Raw genomic sequence first — 24,731 nt, forward strand, 5'->3', positions numbered from 1 at the left:
GTCACACGCCCCGGCCGGTGACCTGGACCGTACGGGGCGGTAACTTCGCTTGCGGTCCCGCTCAGAGCCGCAACACACCCCTTGGAGTCCCGATGCCCGAAGCCGTCATCGTTTCCACCGCCCGCTCCCCCATCGGGCGCGCCTTCAAGGGGTCCCTCAAGGACGTGCGGCCGGACGACCTGACCGCGACGATCATCCAGGCCGCCCTGGCCAAGGTCCCCGGGCTGGACCCGCGCGAGATCGACGACCTGATGCTCGGCTGCGGCCTGCCCGGCGGCGAGCAGGGCAACAACCTGGCCCGCATCGTGGCCGTGCAGATGGGCATGGACTTCCTGCCCGGCACGACCATCACCCGCTACTGCTCCTCCTCGCTGCAGACCTCGCGGATGGCCCTGCACGCCATCAAGGCGGGCGAGGGCGACGTCTTCATCTCGGCCGGCGTCGAGACGGTGTCGCGGTTCGCCAAGGGCAACTCGGACTCCTGGCCCGACACCCACAACCCGCTCTTCGCCGATGCCGAGGCCCGTACGGCGGCCGTCGCGGAGTCGACCGGCTCCGGCTGGCAGGACCCGCGCGAGGACGGCCTGGTCCCGGACGCCTACATCTCGATGGGGCAGACCGCCGAGAACCTGGCCCGCATCAAGGGCGTGACCCGCCAGGACATGGACGAGTTCGGCGTCCGCTCGCAGAACCTCGCGGAAGAGGCCATCAAGAACGGCTTCTGGGCCCGCGAGATCACCCCGGTCACCACCCCGGACGGCACGGTCGTCTCCACGGACGACGGCCCGCGCGCCGGCGTGACCCTGGAGGGCGTGCAGGGCCTCAAGCCCGTCTTCCGCCCCGACGGCCTGGTCACGGCCGCCAACTGCTGCCCGCTCAACGACGGCGCCGCGGCGCTGGTCATCATGAGCGACACCAAGGCCCGTGAGCTGGGCCTGACCCCGCTGGCCCGGATCGTCTCCACCGGTGTCACCGGCCTCTCCCCCGAGATCATGGGCCTGGGCCCGGTCGAGGCGTCGAAGCAGGCCCTGAAGCGGGCCGGCCTCACGGTCGGCGACATCGACCTCTTCGAGATCAACGAGGCCTTCGCGGCCCAGGTCATCCCGTCGTACCGGGACCTGGAGATCCCGCTCGAGAAGCTGAACGTCAACGGTGGAGCCATCGCCGTCGGTCACCCCTTCGGGATGACCGGTGCGCGCATCACCGGCACCCTGATCAACAGCCTGCAGTTCCACGACAAGCAGTTCGGCCTCGAGACGATGTGCGTGGGCGGCGGCCAGGGCATGGCCATGGTCATCGAGCGCCTGAGCTGAGCCGGAGCGGAGGGCAGGGGTCGTCCGAGGCACGAGGGTCGGCACCTGCCCGCAGCGGTGGCGAAGATCAGCGCGACCACCCGGATCGAGCGCCTGAGCTGAGCCGGAGCGGAGGGCAGGGGTCGTCCGAGGCACGAGGGTCGGCACCTGCCCGCAGCGGTGGCGAAGATCAGCGCGACCACCCGGATCGAGCGCCCGAGCTGAGTCGATCAAGAGCGCGTCCCGGGCGCCGCAAGGGATCCGGCCGGATCCCTTGCGGCGTACTGACGCCGGATCCAACCCGGTCGCAGCCGACCTGTGACCAAATTTCCCCCAGGATGTGACCTATCTCCTGGGGGATAGATGTTTACGCAGGTCAATGGCGGTACAGAGGGTGCGGGTGTGACCAAAGCCCTGTCCATTTCGTGACGTAATGCACTGCACGCCATTCCCAGGTCGGGACACTCTGATGTAGGAAGTCGGGGGATCGAATACCTCAGGAGTTAGTCAGTGAGCGCCATGTCTCTTGCCCTGCTGCTGACCACGGCCGCTGCCACGGCCGTGGGCGCTGCTGCGCTGCACGCCGTCCATGGTCTGCGCAAGCAGGTCACCGCCCTGCGCACTGAGCTGGCGCTGCCGGTCCACCCTCGCGGTGCGACCGTCCCGCACGCCCGCAGCGCCGTGGAGTCCCCCGCCGCGGAGATACGAGCCGCCGTGGCCGAAGCCCTCGCCGAGGAGCGCGAGCGCGAGCTGGCCGAGGCGCGTGCCTTCTGGGCCGCGCAGGAGGCCCGTGACGCCGCCGACGCTCCCTCGCTGCTGGGCGGCCTGCCCGGCCTCGGCGAGGACAGCCCGGTCTTCCTGCCCCGGCAGGCCGACCTGGTGGGCCTGGAGCCCGTGCTCGGCGAGGAGATCCTCGACGAGCTTCCCGGGTACCCCGAGGATTCGGCCGAGCTGGCCGCCGCGCGCCGGCGCCACCCCTCGCACCCCGACTTCGTACCCGTGCAGGCCTCGCACCCCGGTGCCGACCACGAGCGCACCGTGAACCGCCTGGAGGAGCTCGCGGAGGCCCGTACGGCCCTCGCGGACGTCCGCCCGGGGCCGCTGGGCACGCTCGACGTGTACGTCTTCACGGACGGCACGACGCTGTGCATGACCCCGGGGCACCGGGAGACCGCGGAGCGCCTGGCCGAGGCCCTGCGCTCGGGCACCGCGCCGGTCCTGCTGGGCGGTTCGGGGATCTCCGGCGCCTACGCGCTGACCTTCTCGTGCGGCGACGCCGAGGACCCCGACAGCAACGTCTACATCCTCGCGGACCGCGTCATCGCATCGCTCTGACTTCCGCCTGCTCCACCAGCCGCACGGCCTCGTCCAGCACCTCGGACGGGGCCTTCGCGCTGTCCGGGGCGCCGGCCGTGGCCGCGGCCCGCAGTGCCTCGGCGAGGTCCCGGCCCGTCACCGCCACCTGGTCGCCGACCACGAAGATGCCGGCGTCCGGCACCTCCCTCGGCTCCTGCCCGGGCGTCTCGATCCGCTGGGCCCGTACGGAGAGTTCGCGGGCCAGCTCCAGCGCCGCGGCGGCGGCGCCCTGCTGCAGGCGGCTCTGCGGCGCGGCCCGCAGCCGGTCGGCGAAACGTTCCACGACGGCGGTCAGGGGCGAAGTATCAAGCACGCGGCCGACCCTACGCGCCGTCCGGGCACCATTGCCAACGGGCGAACTCTCCGGCACGGTGGCGTGAAGAGAACAGCCACGGCAAACCTTCCGGAGGCGCCCATGTCCGTAGAGTTCTCCGAACAGACACACCGCAACATGATCGACAGAATCCCCCAGACCACCGGTCGTGAACTCTCCGACTGGCTCCGCACCGTGGACGACGGCCCCTCACTCGTCCGGTTCGAGGAGAAGGTCAGCTGGCTGCGCGGCGCGCACGAGCTGTCGTACGGCCAGGCCAAGGCGATCATCCACGAGTACGACCTGCGCAGAGCCGCACGCCGGTTCGGCTGAGTCCTCTCCCCCGACCCACGTATCCGCGTACCGCCTATCCCTCGTCCGTGTACTCCCTGAATGCGGGAAGGCCCCGCGAGCGGTGTGCTCGCGGGGCCTTCCCCATGCTGTGTGCAGGCCGGTCGTCGGCGTGCGGGTCCTGCTAGTCGTCGCCCGAGAGGATCGAGAAGATGCGCAGCATCTCGACGTAGATCCACACCAGGGTCATGGTGAGGGCGAAGGCCGCCAGCCAGGACTCCTCGCGGGGGGCACCGTAGGTGATGCCGTCCTCGACCTGCTTGAAGTCGAGGGCGAGGAAGCAGGCGCCGAGGATGACGCCGATGGCGCCGAACAGCAGGCCGAGGCCGCCGCTGCGGAAGCCGAGGCCGTCACCGCCGCCGAAGACCGCGAACAGGGAGTTCACGAGCATCAGCAGGATGAAGCCGAGCGTCGCCGCCATCACGAAGCCGTAGAAGCGGCGGGTGACGCGGATCCAGCGCATCTTGTAGGCGAAGAGCACGGCGGCGAAGACGCACATCGTGCCCATCACGGCCTGCATGACGACGCCGGGGCCGAGGTAGGTGCTGACGGCCGCACTGATGACGCCGAGGAAGACACCCTCGAACGCCGCGTACGCCAGGATCAGGGCCGGGACGGGCTTGCTCTTGAAGGACTGGACCATCGCGAGGACGAACGCGACGAGAGCCGCGCCGATGGCGATGCCGTACGACATTCCGAGGCTGTCCGGGTCGACCGGCAGCAGCACCCAGGAAAGGGTCGCCGTCACGATGAGCGTGCCGAGCGTCATGGCCGTACGGCTCACGACGTCGTCCATCGTCATCACATTGGCGCGGGCCGGGGCCTGCGGCATGCCCGTGGTCGGGTCGGTCGCGTACGGGTTCGTCGCGTACGGGTTGGTCCCGGCCTGCTGCGGCTGCGCGTCAAACCCCGCGTAGCCGCCGTTGTCGCGGCTGAACCCCCGTCGCGAGAAGACCGGGTTACTGCTCCTCATCTCACTCCTCCGTGGCCACCGAGCGCGGCCTTGCATCAAGAGTAATGCGCTCGCAAAGAAAGCACCCTACTGCTGGAGGAGGATCTTAGGAGAAGGCGTGGCGAAGCGCAGGGGATAAAGGGGGGAGCCCCGCGGGAGCTGCGGAGTGCCCGGAGCCGGACTTGAACCGGCACGGCCCGAAGGCCAGCGAGGTTTAAGCTCGCCGTGTCTGCATTCCACCATCCGGGCAAGGCGTGGCGGCCCCCGTCAAAAAGCCTTGAACGCTGAGCCGAGCCTATCCGGATCGCTCCCCCTGCCAACCTGCGAACTTTCCGATGTTGTCTGATTTTATTGGCGCTTGAGGGTTCGTCAGGCCCGAGAATGCACGGTCGGCCCGTTCTGGACGTCGATCACCACCTGTACGGGAATGACGGGATTTCGATGGCCCCCGCCATCCCCTCGCCATCCCCCGCGCCACCCGCTCCGCCACCCCGGGCCGTGGCCCGTCGATCAGGCTCCTGTCATACCAGAGGAGGAGACGCACCCGCCCGCCGTCAGACTCCAGTGGGCCGGGAAACAAGCACGGCGGCTGATCCGCGACGGGGATGCCCGCGGCGAGGATGGAAGTGTCCCCGCACCACAGCCCGAGGAGCCGTCCCGTGACCACCATGAACTACGCCCCGCACACCGCTCAGACCGTGGCCGCCCGCGCCACCGAGCTCTCCAAGGTGTACGGCCAGGGCGAGACCCAGGTGGTCGCCCTGAACAAGGTCACCGTGGACTTCGCGCAGGGACAGTTCACCGCGATCATGGGCCCCTCGGGCTCCGGCAAGTCCACGCTGATGCACTGCGTCGCCGGCCTCGACACCTTCTCCGCGGGCTCGGTCCGCATCGGCGACACCGAGCTCGGCAGCCTGAAGGACAAGCAGCTCACCCAGCTCCGCCGGGACAAGATCGGCTTCATCTTCCAGGCCTTCAACCTGCTGCCGACCCTGACGGCCCTGGAGAACATCACGCTCCCCATGGACATCGCCGGCCGCAAGCCCGACAAGCAGTGGCTGGACGCCGTGATCAGCATGGTCGGCCTCTCGGAGCGCCTCTCCCACCGCCCCACGCAGCTCTCGGGCGGCCAGCAGCAGCGCGTGGCCGTGGCCCGCGCCCTGGCCTCCCGCCCGGAGATCATCTTCGGCGACGAGCCCACCGGCAACCTCGACTCCCGCTCGGGCGCCGAGGTCCTCGGCTTCCTGCGCAACTCGGTGCGCGAGCTCGGCCAGACCGTGGTGATGGTCACCCACGACCCGGCCGCCGCGTCCTACGCGGACCGCGTCATCTTCCTCGCCGACGGCGAGATCGTCGACGAGATGCTCAGCCCCACCGCCGACGGCGTGCTGGACCGTATGAAGGCCTTCGACGCCAAGGGCCGCACCAGCTGATCCGGGCCACTCCCGAAGCCCTCCTCCAGACTTCCAGCCCCAGGAATCACATCCCATGTTCCGTACCGCCCTGCGCAACGTCCTCGCGCACAAGGCCCGGCTGCTGATGACGGTGCTCGCCGTCACCCTCGGCGTCGCCTTCGTCTCCGGCACCCTCGTCTTCACCGACACCCTCAAGAAGTCCCTCTCCGGCCAGTCCGCCAAGAGCTACGAAGGCGTGGCCGTCTCCGTCACCTCGTACGGCCAGGGCCGCAACGAGAACGGCGAGAAGGAGGGCGAGCCCGGCATCGGCCAGGCCACCCTCGACAAGGTCAGGGCGCTCCCGGGCGTCGACTCCGTCTCCGGGCGCGTGACCGGCTTCGCCGGTGTGGGCGACGAGAACGGCAAGCTGATCGGCGCCGGCTGGTCCAACCAGGGCGCCAACTACACGCCCGTCAAGGACGGCAAGGACCCGCACTACGCCTTCATCGCGGGCGCCGGCCCGGCCAAGGCCGACGAGGTCGCGCTCGACAAGGCGACAGCGGAGGCGGGCAAGTACAAGGTCGGCGACAAGGTGCGCGTCGCCACCAACGGCCCGGTCAAGGAGTACGCCCTCGCCGGTGTCTTCACCACCGAGGACGGCGCCGTCCAGGCCGGCGGCAGCCTGGTGCTCTTCGAGACCAAGGTCGCCCAGGAGCTCTACCTCAAGCCCGGCTACTTCCTGGAGATGTCGGTCGCGGCCAAGGACGGCACCTCCGCCGACAAGCTGCTCGCCGACATCAAGCCGCTCGTCGACAGCAAGCACACCAAGGCGCAGACGGGCGCCGAGCTCGCCAAGAAGCAGGCCAAGGACATCGAGGAGGGCCTCGGCCAGATGGGCACCATGCTGCTCGTCTTCGCCGGCATCTCCCTCTTCGTCGGCATCTTCCTGATCTACAACACCTTCACCATGCTGGTCACCCAGCGCACCAAGGAGCTGGCCCTGCTGCGCGCCGTCGGCGCCAACCGCGGTCAGGTCATGCGCTCGGTGCTCGCGGAGGCCCTGGTCGTCGGCGCCCTGTCCGCCGTCGTCGGCCTGATCAGCGGTGTCGGCCTGGCCGTCGCCATGCGCTCCCTGATCGGCTCCTTCGGCGCCAAGCTCCCGGGCGGCGAGCTCGTGATCGCCCCGGGCACGATCATCGCGGCCCTGGTCATCGGCATCCTGGTCACGACGGTCGCGGCGCTGCTGCCCGCCTGGCGCACCGGCCGGATCGCCCCGGTCGCCGCCATGGGCAGCGCCCACCTGCCGGCCACCGCGAAGTCGCTGGTCGTACGCAACGTCCTCGGCTCGATCATCAGCGTCCTCGGCATCGGCCTGGTCCTGCTCGGGGTGTCCACCGGCGGCGACAACGGCCGCATGACCATCGGCGCGGGCGCGTTCTTCATGCTCATCGGCATGATCGTGCTGCTCCCGCTGCTGTCCAGGCCGGTCATCGGGGCCATCCGCCCGCTGCTGCAGAAGGTGTTCGGGATCCCCGGCAAGCTGGCCTCCCAGAACGCCGTCCGCAACCCGCGCCGCACCGCCGTCACCGCCGCCTCCCTGGCGATCGGCCTGACCCTGGTCACCACCCTGTCGGTGCTCGGCATCACCGTGGGCAAGGTCGTCGACCGGATGAGCACCGAGAAGCTCAAGGCCGACTACAAGGTCTCCATGGCCGGCGGCATGGGCTACCTCGACAGGTCGGTGACCGAGACCCTGGCCAAGACCCCCGGCATCAAGGCGGTCTCCCCGCAGACGGCCGGCTACTTCATGGTCGGCGAGGACTTCCGGTCCGCCTCCGGCGTCAACCCGGCCGCGATCGCCCAGCTGCTGAACATCGAGACCGTCAGCGGCTCGGTGGACTCCCTCGGCAAGGGCGAGGTCCTGGTCGCCGAGAAGACCGCCACGAAGCAGAACCTCACCGTCGGCTCCACTCTCGACGTGCGGTACGAGGACGGCCAGCAGGGCACCCTCAAGGTCGGCGCGGTCTACAAGGACATGGAGGGCCTGCTCTCCCCGTTCGTCCTCGACGACAAGATCCTCACCCAGCACAGCGAGGAGAGCGCCGTCTCCGAGGTGTACGTCAACGTCGACGGCGGGGCGTCCAAGGCCGGCCAGCAGAAGGTCGTCGACGCGCTGGGCAAGAACCCGGCCATCAACGTCGCCACCCAGCAGGACATGCGCAACGAGATGGGCGGCATGATCAACACCATGCTGAACGTCATGTACGGCCTGCTCGGCATGGCGCTGATCATCTCGGTGCTCGGCGTGGTCAACACCCTGGCGATGTCCGTCTTCGAGCGGACCCAGGAGATCGGCATGCTGCGGGCGATCGGTCTCGACCGGGGCCGGGTCAAGAACATGATCCGCCTGGAGGCCGTGGTCATCTCGCTCTTCGGAGCGGCCCTGGGCGTCGCCATCGGCGTCTTCCTCGCCTGGGCGGTCGGCACCACGATGGCGAAGGCCATGCCGAACTACGAACTGATCCTCCCCTGGGACCGGATCGGCATCTTCCTCCTGCTGGCCGCCGTGGTCGGTGTCCTGGCCGCCATGTGGCCGGCCCGCAGCGCCGCCCGCCTGAACATGCTCACCGCCATCAAGACGGAGTAGCGGCGACACGGACACCGGAAGGGCCCCAGGCATCGCCTGGGGCCCTTCCGCGTTCCCGTCGCAGTGCTAGACCGTTTCTGCTTCCGCGTCCCACGTACGCAGCCGCAGGGGCAGCCGGGCGTCCCCGGACGCCGTGGGCCGCACCGCGAGCACCTGGTTGACCCCGAGGCGGCCCCGCTCGAAGCCGAGCGCGCAGGCCGCCATGTAGAGCTGCCAGACCCGGGCCCGCCCCGGGGAGGTCAGCCGTACCGCCTCGGTCCAGTGCTCCTCCAGGCGGGACACCCAGGCCCGCAGGGTCAGCCCGTAGTGCTCGCGCAGCGCCTCCACGTCGCGGACCTCGAAGCCGGCCCGCTCCAGTTCGCCGACCGTGGAGCCGAGCGGGGAGAGCTCCCCGTCGGGGAAGACGTAGGCGTCGATGAACTCGTCGATCCGGTAGGCCTCTTCGTCGGGCTCCGGGCGGCGGGCGATCTGGTGGTTCAGCAGCCGTCCGCCGGGGCGCAGCAGGGCGTGCAGGGTGCGGGCGTAGTCCCGGTAGCGGTCGGCCCCGACGTGTTCGGCCATCCCGATGGAGGAAATGGCCTCGTACGGGCCGTCGCTGACGTCCCGGTAGTCCTGGATCCGGATGTCCACCAGATCGGTCAGTCCCGCGTCGGCGACCCGTTTACGGGCGTACACGGCCTGCTCCCGGGAGAGCGTGACGCCGGTGACCCGGACGCCGTACTCGCGGGCGGCGTGCAGCGCCATGGACCCCCAGCCGCAGCCGACGTCGAGCAGCCGGTCCCCGGGCCGCAGGGCGAGCTTGCGGCAGACCAGGTCCAGCTTGTCGCGCTGGGCCTGTTCCAGGGTGGAGCCGGGGCTCCAGTAGGCGCAGGAGTACACCATCGAGGGGCCGAGCACCCGCTCGTAGAAGTCGTTGCCGACGTCGTAGTGGTGGCTGACGGCCCGGCGGTCGCGGACCTTGCTGTGGCGCGGCCCGGTCCGCCGGGAGGCCGCCTCCTCGGCGGGGGGCGCGGGCGGCGGGAGGGGTCCGGCGAGGGCGATCAGCTCGCGCGCGGCGGCCCGGTGGGCGGGATCGCGCCACTTCGCCCCCGGCAGCCGGGAGAGCGCGGGCAGACCGGCGCGGCGCACGGCGCCCCCGAGCGCCGCGAACCGTCCGGGCCCGCCCTGCGCCGTGGAGACGGCGGGGCCGACGGGCGGCAGTTCCCGTTCCCGCTCCCACAGCAGGCCCGCCACCCGGTCCAGCAGGTCGAACAGGCTGCCCTCGACGGTCAGCTCCCCCGCCACCCAGGCGCGGGCCAGACCCAGCTCGCCGGGCCTCCAGAGCATCCGCCGCACGGCGCGGCGGTCGTGGATCACGAGCACGGGACCGTCGGGCGGACCCGCCTCACTGCCGTCCCAGGCACGCACGCGCACCGGCAGCGGGGCACCCATCAGAGTCTCGGCAACAACGGCGAGCCGCGGCGCGGCGTCGGTCATGGCGCACCTCCACAAAAGCTCCGACCCCTCCGTCTACCCATCCCGGGCCCCGGGTACGCCGAAGAGGCCGCCCGCACCACGGATGGCGGGCGGCCCCTTCGGGGTCGTGCAGGTCGTACAGGTGAAGCCGTTGGACCCGGTGGAGCTCAGGTCCGGCCGGTCACACCGGTCAGGAGGCCTTGGCCTTCTCGGCCGGGGCCGCGGCGGCGGCCGGGGCCGGCGCCGGCTTGGCGGCCTCGTAGAACTCCTCGCGGGGGGTCTCCAGCGCACCGAGGGAGACGACCTCGCGCTTGAGGAACATGGCGAGGGTCCAGTCGGCGAAGACGCGGATCTTGCGGTTCCAGGTCGGCATGGCCATGCCGTGGTAGCCACGGTGCATGTACCAGGCGAGCCGGCCCTTGAGCTTGATCTTCGTCTTGCCCATGACGATCATCGCAACGCCCTTGTGGAGGCCGAGGCCCGCCACCGCACCCTTGTTGGAGTGCGAGTACTCGGCCTGCGGGAAGCCCCGCATGCCCGAGATGACGTTGTCGCCGAGGACCTTGGCCTGGCGCAGCGCGTGCTGGGCGTTCGGCGGGCACCAGGCGTTCTCGACGCCGGCCTTGCGGGAGGCCATGTCCGGAACCTGGGCGTTGTCGCCGGCGGTCCAGATGTAGTCCGTGCCCGTGACCTGGAGGGTCGGCTGGGCGTCGACGTGGCCGCGCGGGCCCAGCGGCAGGCCGTAGCGGGCCAGCACCGGGTTCGGCTTGACGCCGGCGGTCCACACGATGGTGTTGGAGTCGACCTCGAGGCCGTTCTTCAGCACCACGTGGCCGTCCACGCAGGAGTCCATGGAGGTGCTCAGGTAGATCTCGATGCCGCGGGACTCGAGGTGCTCCTTGCCCCAGGTGCCGAGCTTGGGCCCGACCTCGGGAAGGATCTTGTCGGCCGCGTCGACCAGGATGAAGCGCATGTCCTCGCGCTTGATCGTGGAGTAGTACTTCGCGGCGTCGCGGGCCATGTCCTCGACCTCGCCGATGGTCTCCGCACCGGCGAAGCCGCCGCCGACGAAGACGAAGGTGAGGGCCTTGCGGCGGACGTTCTCGTCCGTCGTGGACTCGGCCTTGTCGAGCTGCTCGAGGACGTGGTTGCGCAGGCCGATGCCCTCTTCGACGCCCTTCATACCGATGCCCTGTTCGGCGAGGCCGGGGATCGGGAAGGTGCGGGAGACGGCGCCGAGCGCGATCACCAGGTAGTCGAAGGGCAGCTCGTACGCCTCGCCGACGAGCGGCGTGACGACGGCGACCTTGCGGTCCTGGTCGATGCTGGTGACCCGGCCGGTGAGGACCTCTGCCTTGGGCAGCACGCGTCGCAGCGGGACGACGACGTGCCGAGGCGAGATGCTGCCTGCGGCCACTTCAGGGAGGAAGGGCTGGTAGGTCATGTACGAGCGCGGGTCGACGACCGTGACGGTCGCCTCGCCGTAGCGCATCTTCTTCATGATGCGCTTGGCTGCGTACAGGCCTACGTACCCACCTCCTACAACGAGGATCCTGGGACGCTCCGTGGTGCTCATGGAACGAGTATCCAGCACCCAAAGGGGTGTCGCTCGTGAGCCCCTTCACAAGGACTGGGAGACCCTCTGCTACACTCCGCCGCCCACGTGACGGAGGTCATGGTGCGCGACGGGAACCACGAGGTGTCCGGAGTCGTTGTTCACCCGTCCTGAACTGGCCTCCAAGGCCGAAAGCGGACTGGACCACAGGGGTTCGTCCATACCTCTGACGCGGAACCCGTCGCCTCCGCGGATCGCACGAACGCGACGGAAAAAGGGCCTGAGGGCCCCCGGAAGGGCCCCAAGGACCCCTCCGCCGACCCAACAGACCCTTTTTCCTTGTGAAGAACTTCACGAACTTTGTTTGGATCACCGCCCCGAGAGCCCCTCACAGGCTGCTTCGAAGGTCGTTCAGGCGATGGACCAAGCGATTCCATCGAGGATGTCGTGCTCCGACACGACAACCTCGGAAGCGCCGATACGTTCCATGAGCGCCAACAGCACCAGCGCGCCCGCGCCGATCACGTCCACCCGGCCCGGATGCATCACCGGGATCGCCGCGCGCTCGGCGTGCGTCTGCGTCAGCATCCGCTCACTGATCCCGCGGACCTGCTCGTAGGAGATCCGGGAGTGGTGGATGGCCGACGAGCGGTACTCCGGCAGCCCCAGCGCGATCCCGGCGACCGTGGTCACCGAGCCGGCCAGGCCCACCAGGGTGCGCGCCTCGGACAGCGGGACGCTCTCGGCGGCCAGGTCCAGCGCCGCCTCGATGTCCGCCCGGATCGCGGCGACCTGCTCCGCGGTCGGCGGGTCCGTGACGACCCCGTCCACCACCAGGTGCCGCTCGGTCATCCGGACGCAGCCGATGTCCACGGAACGGGCCGCCCGGACGTGCTCCTCGCCGACCACGAACTCGGTGGAGCCACCGCCGATGTCCACCACCAGGAACGGCCGCTCCAGGTGCTCGTGGGCCGTGAGCTCCTTGGTGGCACCCGTGAAGGAGAACTCCGCCTCCTGGTCACCGGAGATCACCTCGGGCTCGACGCCCAGGATGTCCAGGACGCCCCGGACGAAGTCCGCCCGGTTCTCGGCGTCCCGGGAGGCGGAGGTCGCCACGAAGCGCACGCGCTCCGCGCCGAACTCCTTGATGACCCCCGCGTACTCGCGGCAGGCGGCGAAGGTGCGCTCCAGGGCCTCCGGGGCCAGGCGGCCGGTCCGGTCCACGCCCTGGCCGAGCCGGACGACGGTCATCCGGCGGTCCAGCTCGACCAGCTCGCCGGTGGCCGGGTCGCAGTCCGCCACGAGCAGCCGGATGGAGTTCGTGCCGCAGTCGACGGCGGCGACCCGGGTCACGCCCGCGACTCCCCGTCGTCCGTCTTCTTCTCACCGCACGGCACGACGCAGGCGCCCTTGGCCCACCACTCGGGCAGCATGGCGAGGGCCTCGTCGCCGAACGGGTTCACCCCGGGGCCGGCGGCCAGGGAGTGGCCGACCAGCACGTGCAGGCACTTGACCCGGTCCGGCATGCCGCCGGCGCTCGGGAAGCCCTGGAGCACCTCGATGGCGTCGCGCCGCTCGATGTAGTCCTCGTGCGCGGCCTGGTAGGCGGCGGCCAGTTCCTTGTCCTCGGCGAGCCGGGCCTGCATCTCCTTCATCACGCCGTTGGCCTCCAGCGTGCCGATCGCGGAGGCCGCGCGCGGGCACGTCAGGTAGTACAGCGTCGGGAAGGGGGTGCCGTCGGGGAGCCGCGGGGCGGTCTCCACCACGTCCGGCTGCCCGCAGGGGCAGCGGTGCGCGATGGCGCGCAGTCCGCGCGGCGGGCGGCCGAGCTGCTGCTCGAACGCCTCGATGTCCGCGTCGGTCGGCTCGGTCCGGTCGGTCTGGGGCGGGGGCGTCTGCATGCCTGGAGGAAGTCTCTTCGTTCTCGTGGATGGGTGCTGCGGTACGGCGGTACGGGTCAGTCGCCGGGGCGGTCGGCCTTGTCGACGCCGTCCCAGACGTTGGAGTACCAGGGCCGGTCGGAGCCGGCCTGGCCGGTCCGGTTCGGCTGTGGGGGCTGGGCCCCGGGGTCGCTCATGATGTAGCCGATCTCCCCCGGGCGCAGGAAGTGCAGGTGCTTGCGCGCCTGCTGCTCCGCGTAGGCGTCGTCCTGCCAGCGGGCCTTCTCGTCGCGGAGCCGCTCCAGGCGCTCCCGCGCGGTCGCGGCGGCCCGCTGCTGCTCCGCGATCTCCGAGCGCTGGGACACGTACTGACGCATCGGATACGCGAGGGCGACGACCAGCGTACAGAGGACGAGCACCAGGAGCGCGGCACGGCCGGTGAGCCGGCTGCGGCGGACCTGACGCCGCGACTGCGACCGGTAGACGTGGGCGGCGGTCCGCTCACCGAGCTGCTTGAGCCTGGTCGCGGTGGAGAAGGTGGAGAACCGATCCCGGTTCCCGGCCATTGGTCCGCCTCCCCTAGGTACGCACTACGCAATACGTCCCCGCACACGGTACGGGACCGAGTGCGGGGACGTACGGAGGCCAGCCCCTCAGGGGGGTGATTAGCCCTTGAAGCGCGGGAAGGCGGAGCGGCCCGCGTACACCGCGGCGTCGTCGAGGATCTCCTCGATGCGCAGCAGCTGGTTGTACTTGGCGACGCGGTCCGAGCGGGCCGGGGCGCCGGTCTTGATCTGACCGCAGTTCACGGCGACGGCGAGGTCGGCGATGGTGACGTCCTCGGTCTCACCGGAGCGGTGGGACATCATGCACTTGAAGCCGTTGCGCTGGGCCATCTCGACGGCGTCCAGGGTCTCGGTCAGCGAACCGATCTGGTTCACCTTCACGAGCAGGGCGTTCGCGGAGCCCTCCTCGATACCGCGGGCCAGACGCTCCGGGTTGGTGACGAACAGGTCGTCACCGACGATCTGGACCTTCGCGCCGAGGCGGTCGGTGATGGTCTTCCAGCCGTCCCAGTCGTCCTCGAACAGCGGGTCCTCGATGGAGACGAGCGGGTACGCCTCGACGAGCTCGGCGTAGTAGTCGGTCATCTCGGCGGCCGAGCGGGACTTGCCCTCGAACTCGTACTGGCCGTCCTTGTAGAACTCGGACGCGGCGACGTCGAGCGCGAGCGCGATGTCCGTGCCCGGGGTGTAGCCGGCCTGCTTGATGGCCTCGATGATGAGGTCGAGCGCGGCGCGGTTCGACTCCAGGTTCGGGGCGAAGCCGCCCTCGTCACCCAGGCCGGTGGAGAGGCCCTTGGTGTGCAGGACCTTCTTGAGGGTGTGGTAGACCTCGGCACCCCAACGCAGCGCCTCGGAGAAGGACTCCGCGCCGATGGGGGCGATCATGAACTCCTGGATGTCCACGTTGGAGTCGGCGTGCGACCCACCGTTGAGGATGTTCATCATCGGAACGGGCAGCAGGTGCGCGTTCGGACCGCCGAGGTAGCGGAAGAGCGGAAGGTCCGAGGCCTCGGACGCGGCGTGCGCGACGGCCAGGGACACGCCGAGGATGGCGTTGGCGCCGAGCGAGCCCTTGTTGTCGGTGGCGTCCAGGTCGAACATGGCCTGGTCGATCAGACGCTGCTCGGTGGCGTCGTAGCCGACGAGCTCCGGGCCGATCTGCTCGATGACGGCGAGGACGGCCTTCTCGACACCCTTGCCGAAGTAACGGTCGGGGTCACCGTCACGGAGCTCGATGGCCTCGAATGCACCGGTGGAGGCGCCGGACGGAACTGCAGCACGGCCGGTGCTGCCATCGTCGAGGCCCACCTCGACCTCGACCGTGGGGTTGCCTCGGGAGTCCAGGATTTCCCGGGCTACGACGACGTCGATGGACGGCACGAGCATCTCCTTCTGGGATGTGACGCTGGGTGTGCGGTGGCGTGTCAGGCCGTGGGATGGCCTTGCCGCCTAGAGCCTAACCGGCTCCGGGCACTCGACCGGCCGACCGCCCGGACCCTGGGACGAAAAAGGGACCGAATACCCCTCTTCCGGGACATAGCCCCTTGATCATCGGCCCACGGAGGCCGGGAACAGCACCGCCCGGCGCGTGGAGCACGCGCCGGGCGGTGGGCATCCTGCACACAGTCAGAGGACGTCCTGCACAGGGTTTTGCGGCTTTTGCCGCAATGTTCAGCTGAGCTTGAGCTTCTGACCCGGGAAGATCAGGTCGGCGTCCGAGACGATGTCCTTGTTCAGCTCGAAGAGCTTCTCCCAGCCGCCCTTGACGCCGTTGGTCTCGGCGATGGTGCCCAGGGTGTCGCCCGGCTTGACCTCGTACGAGCCGTTGCCGGTCTTCGGCGCGGCCGGAGCCTCGGTGCGCTCGGAGCGGGTGACCGGAGCCTCGGCGCGCTCGGTCTTCGGCGCGGCCTTGGTCTCGGTCTTCTTCTCGGTCTTCGGCTTCGGCTGCGGCTTCGTCTGCGGCTTGTTCGACGCCGGGGTGCCGGTGCCGCCACCGTTGTTGGCGGCGTTCGACAGGCCCTTGCCGCAGTGCGGCCAGGCGCCCTTGCCCTGGTTCTTGAGGACCTTCTCCGCGACGGCTATCTGCTGCGCCTTGGTGGCCTGGTTGGCCTGCGGGGCGTACGCCTTGCCGCCGTGGCCGGCCCACGTGGAGGACGAGAACTGCAGGCCGCCGTAGTAGCCGTTGCCCGTGTTGATGGCCCAGTTGCCACCGGACTCGCACTGCGCGACCTTGTCCCACTCGGACGTGGTGGCGGCACTGGCGGTGCCCGCGGCCATCAGCGGGGCGGCCACGGCCACACCGGCGACACCGGCGAGCGTGACGATGCGGACGGACCGCTCGATGGCGGTACCGCGACGGTGCTTGCCCTTGCCGGAAAGCAGCATGGAGTTCTCCTCACCGACGCCTACGAGGTGAGCTGTCGGGTTCGGGCGAGTGAGTTGCCCGGCCGTGCGACCTAGCGCACGTCTTAACCCCTAGCCGGTGGCGTGACCGTCTCTCAACGGCCGCTCCCGGCACCTACCTTGGTTCCCCCGCTCCTGCCTTCGGCGCTTGACGCGACGACTGTTCCCCCCGTCCGCCGGCAGGATTCGGCGATGCGGTCGAAGGAGCTCGCGGTGGCGAGCGATTCAGAAGGTAGACAGGTCTCTCCCCGATGTTCAACGAGGAACATCGGGGAGAAACGGCCCCTACTTGCGCTCCCCGCAGAGGTGTTTGCGCAGGTGAGGGCGGTGTTTGCGGAAGCCCCGCGGAGAGACACGCCAGTTGACCGGAAGAGACGCATGTCTCACTTGACGAAAACCGACATTCGACCCTTTCCGGATAACTGAACTGTCCTTATTACGTGGTTAGATCCAGGTTCTGGCCGGGCTTGATCAGGTTGGCGTCCTCACCGATGACCTGCTCGTTGGCCTCGTAGAGACCGTTCCAGCCGCCCTTTACGCCCTTGGCAACCGCGATGGTCGCCAGGCTGTCGCCCGCCTGGACCGTGTACGTGGGGTTCGACGAGACGTCAGAGGGGCCCGCCGACTCGGGTGCAGGCGCACCGCGGTGCTTGCCGTTGCCCACGCCCGGAGTGGCACCCAGGGTCTCGGGCGTCTCCGGAGCCCCGGGAGCCGCAGGGTCCGTCGGGGAGACCGGGGGCAGTCCGGGCGTGACGGGCGGGGTCGTGGGCGCGGTCGGGTCCACCGGCAGCGTCGGGGCCGTCGGGTCGACGGGGGCCGGCGTGGTGCCCGGGAGCGTCGGGTCGACGGGAGGCGTCGTCGGGACGTCCGGCGCGGGCATGACGGGCAGTCCGATGGACGGGGCGTCGGGAATGAGGAACGGGGTGTCGGACGGGCTCGGGGTCGGCGACCCGTAGTCCGTGGACGGCTTGCCGCCCTTGGTGGACGGAACCGCGTCGTCCGGGCGGGCCGGCGCCGGGGCGAGCGGGCCCTTGCCGCCGGGCAGACCGGGGTCCACCTGTGCGGCGGGGCTCTGCCGGTCCAGTCCGGCCGAGGCCGCGCACAGCGGCCAGGCCTGCGGGCCCGTCGAACCGAGCACCCGCTCGGCCACCGCGATCTGCTGCGACCGGCTCGCGAGGTCGGGGCGCTCGGCGAAGTCGAGTCCGCCGGCGCTCTGCCACTCCTCCTGGGTGAACTGGAGTCCGCCGTAGGCGCCGCTGCCGAAGTTGGCGCTCCAGGCGCCACCGCTCTCGCATTCGGCGACCTTGTCCCATGTGGACGTGTCGGCGGCGGTGGCACTGGTTGCCGCTAGCAGCGGCAGAGCCAGCGCGGAGCCAGTGACTCCGGCTGTGACGACCAGCGCGGGGACCTGGCGGGGGCGTCTGTGGCGGCCGTTCCCGGAACGCATGTAGGTGCACCTTTCGCATAACAGCGGGGTAACGGCAGAACCTAGCGGCCTTCGAACGATTGTCACAAGTTCAAGCTGGATCTGACTTTTAATCAGATGTCGCTGAAGTGTTTTGAGCTGTAAACCGAACGGGAAGAGTACGTAGCCCTCGCATGATCAACCCCCCACGCCAGCGCAGGTCTTGGGGCGGAATGGCGAGCTCCAGATCGGGCAGGCGCGTCAGCAAAGTCGCGAGCGCAGTCTGTCCTTCGAGCCGGGCGAGCGGGGCACCCACGCAGTAGTGGATGCCGTGACCGTATCCGAGGTGCTGGTTGTCGCTCCGTGAGAGGTCGAGGGTGTCCGGGTCCGCGAACCGCTCGGGATCCCGGTCGGCGGCGGCGAGGACGACCAGGACCGGGTCGCCGACCTCGACGGACATGCCCGCGAGGGTCAGCGGCTCGGTGGCGAACCGCCATGTGGCCAGCTCCACGGGACCGTCGTAGCGCAGCAGTTCCTCGACCCCGGTGGCCAGCAGTCCGCTCTCGCCGGCCGCGAGGGAGAGCTGGAGGCGCTCGCGCTGCCCGGGGTTCATGAAGAGGGAGTGGACCCCGTTGCCGATGAGGTTCACGGTGGTCTCGAAGCCGGCGAAGAGCAGGATGAAGGCCATGGCGGTGGCCTCGCCCTCCGTCAGATGGTCACCGTGATCGCTCGCCCGGATCAGGTCGGAGATCAAGTCGTCGCCCAGATCATCCCTTTTGCGGTGAATGAGTTCACCGAGATAGGTCCGCATCTGCTTGACCGACCGGGCGACCCCGCCCCGCGGGCCCCCGCCGTGGCGGATCATCATGCCCGCCCAGTCGCGGAAGTCGTCCTGGTCCTCGCGCGGTACGCCGAGCATCTCGCAGATGGCGTAGATGGGGAGCGGGAAGGCGAACTCGTGAATGAGATCCGCCTCTCCCTTCTCCGCGAACCCGTCGATGAGGTGGTCGGTGAGCGCCTGCACCCGCGGGGCGAACTCGGCGACCCGGCGCGGGGTGAACGCCTTCGACACCAACCGCCGCAGCCGGGTGTGGTCCGGCGGGTCGATGTTGAGCAGGTGCGTCATCAGCTCGGCCTTGCGCTCGCCGGGGATCCCGGTCTTGCCCTTGGCGTGCGCGGGCTCCGCGTGGTGCGCCGGATTCTTGCTGAGCCGCTGGTCGGCGAGGGCCTGGCGGGCGTCGGCGTACCGGGTGACGAGCCAGGCCTCGACCCCGCTGGGCAGCTTCGTGCGGTGCACCGGGGAGTGCTCGCGCAGCCAGGCGTAGGCCGGGTAGGGGTCGGTCGCGAACTCCCAGTCGAAGAGGGTGGGTCCCTCGGCGGAAGGGGTGTCGGCGGGGTTTTCGGAGGTCTGCTCGTGCACCTGATGACCGTATCCCGGCGCCGAGCTCCCATCCGATATGGGTCGTTCGTCGCGGCTGTCCGTAGATCGTCCATCCCTTGACGTGGCCTTCTGTGACATTCCTACTTTCGGTCTTGTGGATGTGAGGATCTTGAAGAGCAGTTTCGCGGTGGTGGAGCGACGGGCCGAGCACGCCGTCAAGTTCTTCTACTCCCACCTGTTCTGGCACAACCCCGGAGTCCGTGCCCTCTTCCCGGACTCCCTCCACGACATGGAGCGCCAGCGGGACCGGCTCTTCGCCGCGCTCACCCACGTGATCACCCACTTCGACGACGAGACGATCGGCCCCTATCTGCGGGACCTGGGACGCGACCACCGCAAGTTCCTGGTCCGCCCCGAGCACTACGCCGCCGTGGGCGCCAGCCTGCTCGCCGCGCTCGCGGAGACCTCCGGCGCCGCCTGGACCCCGTCGGTCGAGAAGGCCTGGGCCGAGGCGTACCAGGTGATGGCCGATGCGATGACGGCCGGCGCCGACGCGAGCGAGGACCCGCCGTGGTGGGACGCGGAGGTCGTGCGCCACCTCACGTACGGGCCGGACATCGGCGTCCTGACACTGAGGCCGCACGCGCCCTTCCCCTATCTCCCGGGCCAGTACACGAGCGTGAGCAGCGAACGCCTCCCGACGGTCTGGCGCACGTACTCCATCGGCAACGCCCCCCGCGCCGACGGCACCGTCGACCTGCACGTCAGCAGGATCGACCACGGGCGGCTGAGCACCGCCCTCGTCCGCGAGACGCTGCCCGGCGACGTGCTGCGGCTCGGCGCCGCCGGCGGGCAGCTGACCTTCCGCCGCGGGGACCGCCCGGCCAGCCTGATCGCCGCCGGCACGGGCTGGGCGCCGATCCGGGCCATGCTGGAGGATCTCGCGGAGCATCCCCCCGATCAGGACGTACGGCTCTTCGTCGTGGCCCGGGACGGCGCGCACCTCTACGACCGCCCGCTCATCGACGCGTACGCCGCCGAATGCGGCTGGCTCGCCGTCACCTACATCGCGCCCGCCCCCGGGCAGCACCGCAACCAGGCCACCGACCGGCTCGCGACCGCGCTGGGCAACCGGGGCCTGTGGCCCGACCAGGACGTCTACCTCAGCGGTCCGCCGCAGTTCATCGACGAGACCGCCCACCTCCTCCGGGAGCTGGGCGCCGTCCCCGGCCACCTCTTCCACGACTCCGTACCGGCCCGGGTCCAGGGACACCCCGAGCGCCCGCTGGGATTCCGCGAATGGTTCCTGGACCCCCCGGCGCCCCACTGGCACAACCCGTCGGCCCGCGCCCCGAGGACGCACTAGGGGGTGTCCTTCCGGGCATCCCGGCGGCTACTGCGCCGGGTCGGCGATGCCCTCCGCGGCCCGGATCGCGTCCCGGTAGGCGCGGGCCGCCGCGCGCAGCGCGGTCTCCGGGTCGGTCCCCTCCGCCTCGGCGCGCGCCGCGAGCGCCAGCAGCTCGTACCCGATGCCCTCGCCGCGGGGCAGCTCCACGGCCACGCCGCCCGTACGGGCCCGGCCCGCGAGTTTCGCCGCGAGCGCCAGGCCGGGCTGGCCCACCGGGATCCCGTCGGTGACCGACTCCCGCCGCTTCTCCACCGCCTTGGTGCGCTGCCAGTGCGCCTTGACGTCCTCCGGGGTCTCGGCCTTCGCGTCGCCGAAGACGTGCGGATGCCGGTGGATCAGCTTCGTGACGAGGGCGCCGGCCACGTCGTCGATGGAGAAGGCCTCGGCCGCGTCCTCGTCGTCCCCGCCGGCCTCCTCGGCGATCCGCGCGTGGAAGACCACCTGCAGCAGCACGTCGCCGAGTTCCTCGCGCAGCTCGTCCCGGTCCCCGTCCTCGATGGCCTCGACCAGCTCGTACGCCTCCTCGATCGCGTACTTGGCCAGGCCCAGGTGGGTCTGCCGGGAGGTCCACGGGCACTCGCGCCGGACCCGGTCCATCACCTGGACCAGGTCGAGCAGGCGCGCGCCCGGCAGATCGTACGAGCCGGGCAGCAGTTCCAGATCGGGCATGGAGACCCGGCCCGAGCCGGCCAGCCGGGCCAGTCCGTCGGTGAGCCGCTGGTCGCCCTCGCCGCCCGGGAGCACCACGACCGTACGGCCGCCCGCGCAGGCCTCGACCAGCGCGTGCGCGTCCGGGCTCTCGAACGCGACCTCGACGCCCGCCTCCGCCAGGTACGGCAGCTGCGGGTGACCGGGGTCGGCGCACAGCACCCGGTCCGCGGCGTGCAGGGTCTGCCACGCCGGCCAGGACAGTACGCCGGGGGCGACCCGGTGGCTGGTGGTCAGCAGGACGATGCGGCCCGTGGGCTCGCCGGCGGCCGCGGTGGTGGGTTCGGAGTGGTCGGTCACCCTCCGAACCTACCTCTGATCCGCCGGCCCACGGCCCGGGGGGACCGGCGGACCGGCGGACCGGCGGACTTCCGGGTGCTCAGGCCCCGGCAGGGGGCTGTTCGGGCCGGGTCCGCTGGGTGATCCAGGGCGTCTCCCCGCCGCCGAGCCTGATCTCCTTGGCGTCCCAGGCCCCGTAGCGCGGGTTCACCTCGATGTGCAGGGCCTTCACGGCGGCCCGGGCGGGCTCCTCCAGCTTCCCCGCTCCGTACTTGGCGGTGAGCTTGGCGAAGAGCACCTGGTCCCGCAGGAAGCGGTCGACCTGGGCGGGGGCCATGGCGCCCTTGTGCAGGAGGACCGCCTCGAACTGCTCGTTCCCGCCGCTCTCGGCGGCGCGGGTCCTGCGTTCGTCCTCGATGTCCTTCTGGGTGGCCGTGAGCCCGGCGGTGTCGGCCATCTTGTCGATGATCCGGCTCTGGAGGGCCGCGTCGAGCTTCTGGCGTTCCAGGTGGGGGGTGCTCGCGATGAGCTCGGCGGCGGCCTGCCCGGAACGGTTCTGCGCCGCGCGGACGTCGTTCACCTGCGCCTGGAGCGAGGAGGTGGTGATGCGTTCGCCGCCCACGACGGCCGCGGTGCCGGGACGCGGCTCGCCCGAGCAGGCGGACAGCAAGGGCGCCGCCACGAGCAGGGCGGTGGAGACGGAGAGCGCTGTGCGACGGTGCAAAGGAGCCTCCAGGGCCGGGAGATTGTGCGTCGGTGCACAAAGGGCCGTGCGGTGATCGATGTTATGAGGTCACGGTGATCCGGACCACCGGTTCGACCAACGATTCGCGCGCGGACCGAACACGCACCGTTCATAAGCGAGTCGGCCCGCACCGGCGTGCCCGCCGCGCCATCCGTCACCCATCCTGGGGACCCCGCGACCCGGGCGGCGACCGGATCGGCCGTTGGCCACCCCGGGGCAACCCCTTGGTCACCCGGCGCTGCGAAGGTCGGCCCACCATGCCGACAACGCACCGCTCACCGCTCCGCCGGGCTCTGTTCGGCCCGGCGCTCGCCGCCCTCCTCACGGCGGTCGCCCTCTGCGCCGGGGACGCGGCCGCGCGCGTCTTCCCGTACGGACCGCGCCACCGAAGCGTCAACGACCTCGGCAATCAGTTCGTCCCCTTCCACGCGCAGCTGTGGGACCTCCTGCACGGCCGCGCGGAGGGCGGGCTGCTGTTCAACTGGCGCTCCGGCTACGGCATGAGCTTCCTGCCGGACCTGGGCACCTATCTGACCAGCCCCTTCGCGGTCCTCGTCGGCCTCTTCCCGCGCGCCGACATCGACCTCGCCGTGTACGTCGTCACCGTGCTCAAGACGGCCGCCGCCGCGGCGGCGATGTGCCGGCTGCTGCTCGCACAGTGCCGCGGGCCCCGGTGGACGGCCGCGCTGCTCGGGGCCTCGTACGCGCTGTGCGGCTGGTCGGTGATCGAGGCCGCCTACAACCCGATGTGGCTGGACGGGCTGATCGCCTTCCCCCTGCTGTGCCTGACCGGTGAATGGGCCCTGCGCGGCCGGCGCGCGGTGCTCGCCCCGCTGGTCGTCGCGGTCTGCTGGACGGCGAACTTCTACACCGCCTACATGGCGACGCTGGGTGCCGCGCTGGTGCTGCTGGTACGGGTGGTGCTCACCCGGGAGGGTGCCCGGACCCGGCTCGCAGTGATCGCGCGGGCGGCCGGGACGACCGTGCTGGGCATCGTGCTGGCCGCGCCCGTGCTCCTGCCCCTCTTCCTCAGCTCCGGGCAGGCGTACCCGGGGTGGAACAGGGAGTTCCTCCCGGTGTCCTGGGCGGACCTGTTCGCGCGGCTGCTGCCGGGGACCTACTCCTTCTCCTCCCCCGCCGTCTTCGTGGGGACCGGCACCCTGCTCCTGGTGGCCGCGTTGCCCTTCCACCGCGCGGTCCCGCTCCGCACCCGGCTGTGGTGGTCCGGGCTGACGGTGGCCGTCGCGCTCTCCCTCCAGTGGGCACCGACGCACCTGGCCTGGCACCTCTTCGCCACCCCGAACGGAAGTCCGTACCGGCAGACCTTCGTCCTGGCCGGGATCGCCGTGATCGCCGCCTGGACCGGGCTGGCGGCGGGCCCGCCGCGGCCGGTGGCGCTGGCGGCGGGGGCGGGCGTACTGGCGGCCGCCGTGCTCCGGGCGGGCGGCAGCCCGCTGGTGACGGCACCGGGGTACGCGCTGTTCGGCGGCGGGCTGGTGCTGGCCGGCGCCGCCTGGTGGGGGCTGCGCCACCGGCGGCTCGCGCGTCCGGCGGCCGGGCTGCTCGCGCTGGTCCTGCTGGCGCAGGCCGCCGCGACCACCGCGTACGGCCACCGGGGCAAGCTGGGCGGCCTGGACGACTACCCGTCCTGGGGGCCGGCGCACACCGCGCACGCCGAGGCCCTGGCCGCGGCCGACGGCTGGCCCGCGTACCGCACCGACCCGGGCCGGCCCGCGCTGTCGGGCAACGACCCGCTGCTGCTCGGCGGGGAGGGCGGCTCGTACTACAGCAGCCACACCCCGGACGTGTTCACGCGCACGATGGCCGCCCTCGGCGCCGGCTGGACCTCGCGCGGACGCAACGTCCAGAGCCTCGACAACCCGGTGACCGACGCCGTCTTCGCGGTCGGCGCACGCCTGCGCAGCGACGGCACGGTCCGCAGGACGCAGGTGCCCCCGCTGGTGACGATCCGCCCGCCCGGCCCGCCCCTCTCCTACGCCGACGACTCCCCCTTCGCCAACCAGGAGGCGCTGCTGGGTGCCCGGGTGTACGAGGACCCGCTCGCGCCCGGGGTCTGCCGCGCGGGCACGGACGCCTACCTGTGGGCGCCGGAGTACAACGCGACGGCCCGCCTCGCGGACGGCCCGGCCTTCCGCCTGAACGGCAGCGCCCCCCGCAACCGGGCGGCCCTCCAGCCGATGGGCCCCTCGAGCGGGGCCTCCTCGGCGCTGGTCTTCGACGCGGCCGCGCCCCCGCGGTGGACCCTGTCCTGCCTGGACCGGCAGCGGCTCGATGCCGCGGTGGCCGCCCTGCGGGCCACGGCGGCGACCTCGGTGCGCGTCGGGCCCTCGGGGATCCGGGCCGGCCTGCCGGAGGGAGCCACGGGCACGGCGGTCCTCTCGGTCCCCGCGATCGCGGGCTGGACCTGCAACGGCCGCCCCGCATCGGCCCACCTGGGACTGGTCGCGCTGCCCCTGTCCCCGGGCACCGGGCAGCTCAGCTGCACGTTCCGCCCGCCGGGTCTGCTGCCGGGGCTGGCGGCCCTGGCGGGCGGGCTGGGGGTCCTGCTGGCCGTGGCCCTGCACGGCCGGCACCGGGGCGGGGCCCCGGGTCAGGCGGGCGGGCCGGCGTAGAAGTCCTC

Annotated in this window: 20 protein-coding genes, 1 tRNA gene and 1 riboswitch; of the genes, 7 read left to right on the forward strand and 14 right to left on the reverse strand. The window is 71.0% G+C overall.

Annotation, left to right across the window (positions count from 1 at the left end):
• The first annotated feature begins 92 nt into the window (after positions 1-92).
• Together OG444_RS15935 and OG444_RS15940 are read left to right on the forward strand one after the other, a co-directional pair.
• A complete protein-coding gene (locus tag OG444_RS15935) occupies positions 93-1,313 on the forward strand; it encodes an acetyl-CoA C-acetyltransferase (protein ID WP_327262804.1) in 1,221 nt (406 codons plus the stop codon).
• A 498-nt stretch (positions 1,314-1,811) separates the two neighbouring features.
• On the forward strand, positions 1,812-2,627 hold the full coding sequence (locus tag OG444_RS15940) for a hypothetical protein (protein ID WP_327266802.1): 816 nt from the start codon (positions 1,812-1,814) through the stop codon (positions 2,625-2,627).
• Here the strand turns inward: OG444_RS15940 and OG444_RS15945 are convergent.
• Complete coding sequence (locus OG444_RS15945) at positions 2,611-2,961, reverse strand: hypothetical protein (RefSeq protein ID WP_327262805.1); 351 nt, start codon at positions 2,959-2,961, stop codon at positions 2,611-2,613. The two genes, OG444_RS15940 and OG444_RS15945, sit on opposite strands and share 17 nt — an antisense overlap.
• A 102-nt stretch (positions 2,962-3,063) precedes the next feature.
• Between OG444_RS15945 and OG444_RS15950 the strand changes: the two genes are divergently transcribed.
• Entirely contained in the window at positions 3,064-3,294 is a 231-nt protein-coding gene (locus tag OG444_RS15950; protein WP_189971141.1) for a DUF4287 domain-containing protein, read from the forward strand.
• Between the two features lie 142 nt (positions 3,295-3,436).
• On the opposite strand, the gene OG444_RS15955 is transcribed toward OG444_RS15950, so the two are convergent.
• The gene (locus OG444_RS15955) at positions 3,437-4,285 is read right to left on the reverse strand and encodes a Bax inhibitor-1/YccA family protein (RefSeq protein WP_327262806.1); all 849 of its coding nucleotides are present in this window, start codon (positions 4,283-4,285) and stop codon (positions 3,437-3,439) included.
• Between the two features lie 146 nt (positions 4,286-4,431).
• A tRNA-Leu gene (locus OG444_RS15960) sits at positions 4,432-4,513 on the reverse strand.
• A gap of 419 nt (positions 4,514-4,932) precedes the next feature.
• On the opposite strand from OG444_RS15960, the gene OG444_RS15965 reads away from it, so the two are divergent.
• Both OG444_RS15965 and OG444_RS15970 read left to right on the forward strand, forming a co-directional pair.
• Positions 4,933-5,697: an ABC transporter ATP-binding protein gene (locus tag OG444_RS15965; protein WP_327266803.1), complete on the forward strand. Its 765-nt coding sequence runs from the start codon at positions 4,933-4,935 to the stop codon at positions 5,695-5,697.
• 55 nt (positions 5,698-5,752) lie between these two features.
• On the forward strand, positions 5,753-8,305 hold the full coding sequence (locus tag OG444_RS15970; RefSeq protein ID WP_327262807.1) for an ABC transporter permease: 2,553 nt from the start codon (positions 5,753-5,755) through the stop codon (positions 8,303-8,305).
• Between the two features lie 66 nt (positions 8,306-8,371).
• Here OG444_RS15970 and OG444_RS15975 read toward each other — a convergent pair whose 3' ends face one another.
• The 9 genes from OG444_RS15975 to OG444_RS16015 all read right to left on the reverse strand — a co-directional run bounded on the left by OG444_RS15975 (position 8,372) and on the right by OG444_RS16015 (position 18,989).
• Positions 8,372-9,781, reverse strand: coding sequence for a cyclopropane-fatty-acyl-phospholipid synthase family protein (locus OG444_RS15975; protein WP_327262808.1), 1,410 nt, complete (start codon positions 9,779-9,781; stop codon positions 8,372-8,374).
• Positions 9,782-9,950: 169 nt separating this feature from the next.
• Positions 9,951-11,336 carry an NAD(P)/FAD-dependent oxidoreductase gene (locus tag OG444_RS15980; RefSeq protein WP_327262809.1) on the reverse strand — a complete coding sequence of 462 codons (1,386 nt, stop codon included), beginning with the start codon at positions 11,334-11,336 and terminating at the stop codon, positions 9,951-9,953.
• A gap of 390 nt (positions 11,337-11,726) precedes the next feature.
• Positions 11,727-12,668: a Ppx/GppA phosphatase family protein gene (locus OG444_RS15985; protein ID WP_327262810.1), complete on the reverse strand. Its 942-nt coding sequence runs from the start codon at positions 12,666-12,668 to the stop codon at positions 11,727-11,729.
• The gene (locus tag OG444_RS15990) at positions 12,665-13,216 is read right to left on the reverse strand and encodes a DUF501 domain-containing protein (RefSeq protein WP_327262811.1); all 552 of its coding nucleotides are present in this window, start codon (positions 13,214-13,216) and stop codon (positions 12,665-12,667) included. Before OG444_RS15990 ends, OG444_RS15985 begins: the two co-directional genes overlap by 4 nt.
• Positions 13,217-13,272: 56 nt before the next feature.
• Complete coding sequence (locus OG444_RS15995; protein WP_327262812.1) at positions 13,273-13,761, reverse strand: FtsB family cell division protein; 489 nt, start codon at positions 13,759-13,761, stop codon at positions 13,273-13,275.
• A 99-nt stretch (positions 13,762-13,860) separates the two neighbouring features.
• Entirely contained in the window at positions 13,861-15,141 is a 1,281-nt protein-coding gene (eno, locus tag OG444_RS16000) for a phosphopyruvate hydratase (RefSeq protein ID WP_030763520.1), read from the reverse strand.
• Positions 15,142-15,432: 291 nt separating this feature from the next.
• Complete coding sequence (locus OG444_RS16005) at positions 15,433-16,146, reverse strand: transglycosylase family protein (protein ID WP_327262813.1); 714 nt, start codon at positions 16,144-16,146, stop codon at positions 15,433-15,435.
• 2 nt (positions 16,147-16,148) lie between these two features.
• Positions 16,149-16,321: riboswitch (cyclic di-AMP (ydaO/yuaA leader) on the reverse strand.
• Between the two features lie 279 nt (positions 16,322-16,600).
• On the reverse strand, positions 16,601-17,611 hold the full coding sequence (locus OG444_RS16010) for a transglycosylase family protein (RefSeq protein WP_327262814.1): 1,011 nt from the start codon (positions 17,609-17,611) through the stop codon (positions 16,601-16,603).
• Positions 17,612-17,699: 88 nt separating this feature from the next.
• Complete coding sequence (locus OG444_RS16015) at positions 17,700-18,989, reverse strand: cytochrome P450 family protein (protein ID WP_442810533.1); 1,290 nt, start codon at positions 18,987-18,989, stop codon at positions 17,700-17,702.
• Positions 18,990-19,110: 121 nt separating this feature from the next.
• Between OG444_RS16015 and OG444_RS16020 the strand changes: the two genes are divergently transcribed.
• The gene (locus OG444_RS16020; RefSeq protein WP_327262816.1) at positions 19,111-20,316 is read left to right on the forward strand and encodes a globin domain-containing protein; all 1,206 of its coding nucleotides are present in this window, start codon (positions 19,111-19,113) and stop codon (positions 20,314-20,316) included.
• A 27-nt stretch (positions 20,317-20,343) separates the two neighbouring features.
• Here OG444_RS16020 and OG444_RS16025 read toward each other — a convergent pair whose 3' ends face one another.
• Positions 20,344-21,366, reverse strand: a complete 1,023-nt coding sequence (locus OG444_RS16025; protein WP_327262817.1) for a nucleoside triphosphate pyrophosphohydrolase — start codon at positions 21,364-21,366, stop codon at positions 20,344-20,346.
• 79 nt (positions 21,367-21,445) lie between these two features.
• Positions 21,446-22,069 carry a SurA N-terminal domain-containing protein gene (locus OG444_RS16030; RefSeq protein WP_327262818.1) on the reverse strand — a complete coding sequence of 208 codons (624 nt, stop codon included), beginning with the start codon at positions 22,067-22,069 and terminating at the stop codon, positions 21,446-21,448.
• Between the two features lie 278 nt (positions 22,070-22,347).
• Here OG444_RS16030 and OG444_RS16035 point away from each other — a divergent pair, with 278 nt between their 5' ends.
• On the forward strand, positions 22,348-24,723 hold the full coding sequence (locus OG444_RS16035) for a YfhO family protein (protein ID WP_327262819.1): 2,376 nt from the start codon (positions 22,348-22,350) through the stop codon (positions 24,721-24,723).
• Positions 24,724-24,731 lie beyond the last annotated feature (8 nt).

The sequence above is a fragment of the Streptomyces sp. NBC_01232 genome (assembly GCF_035989885.1).
Classification (GTDB): domain Bacteria; phylum Actinomycetota; class Actinomycetes; order Streptomycetales; family Streptomycetaceae; genus Streptomyces.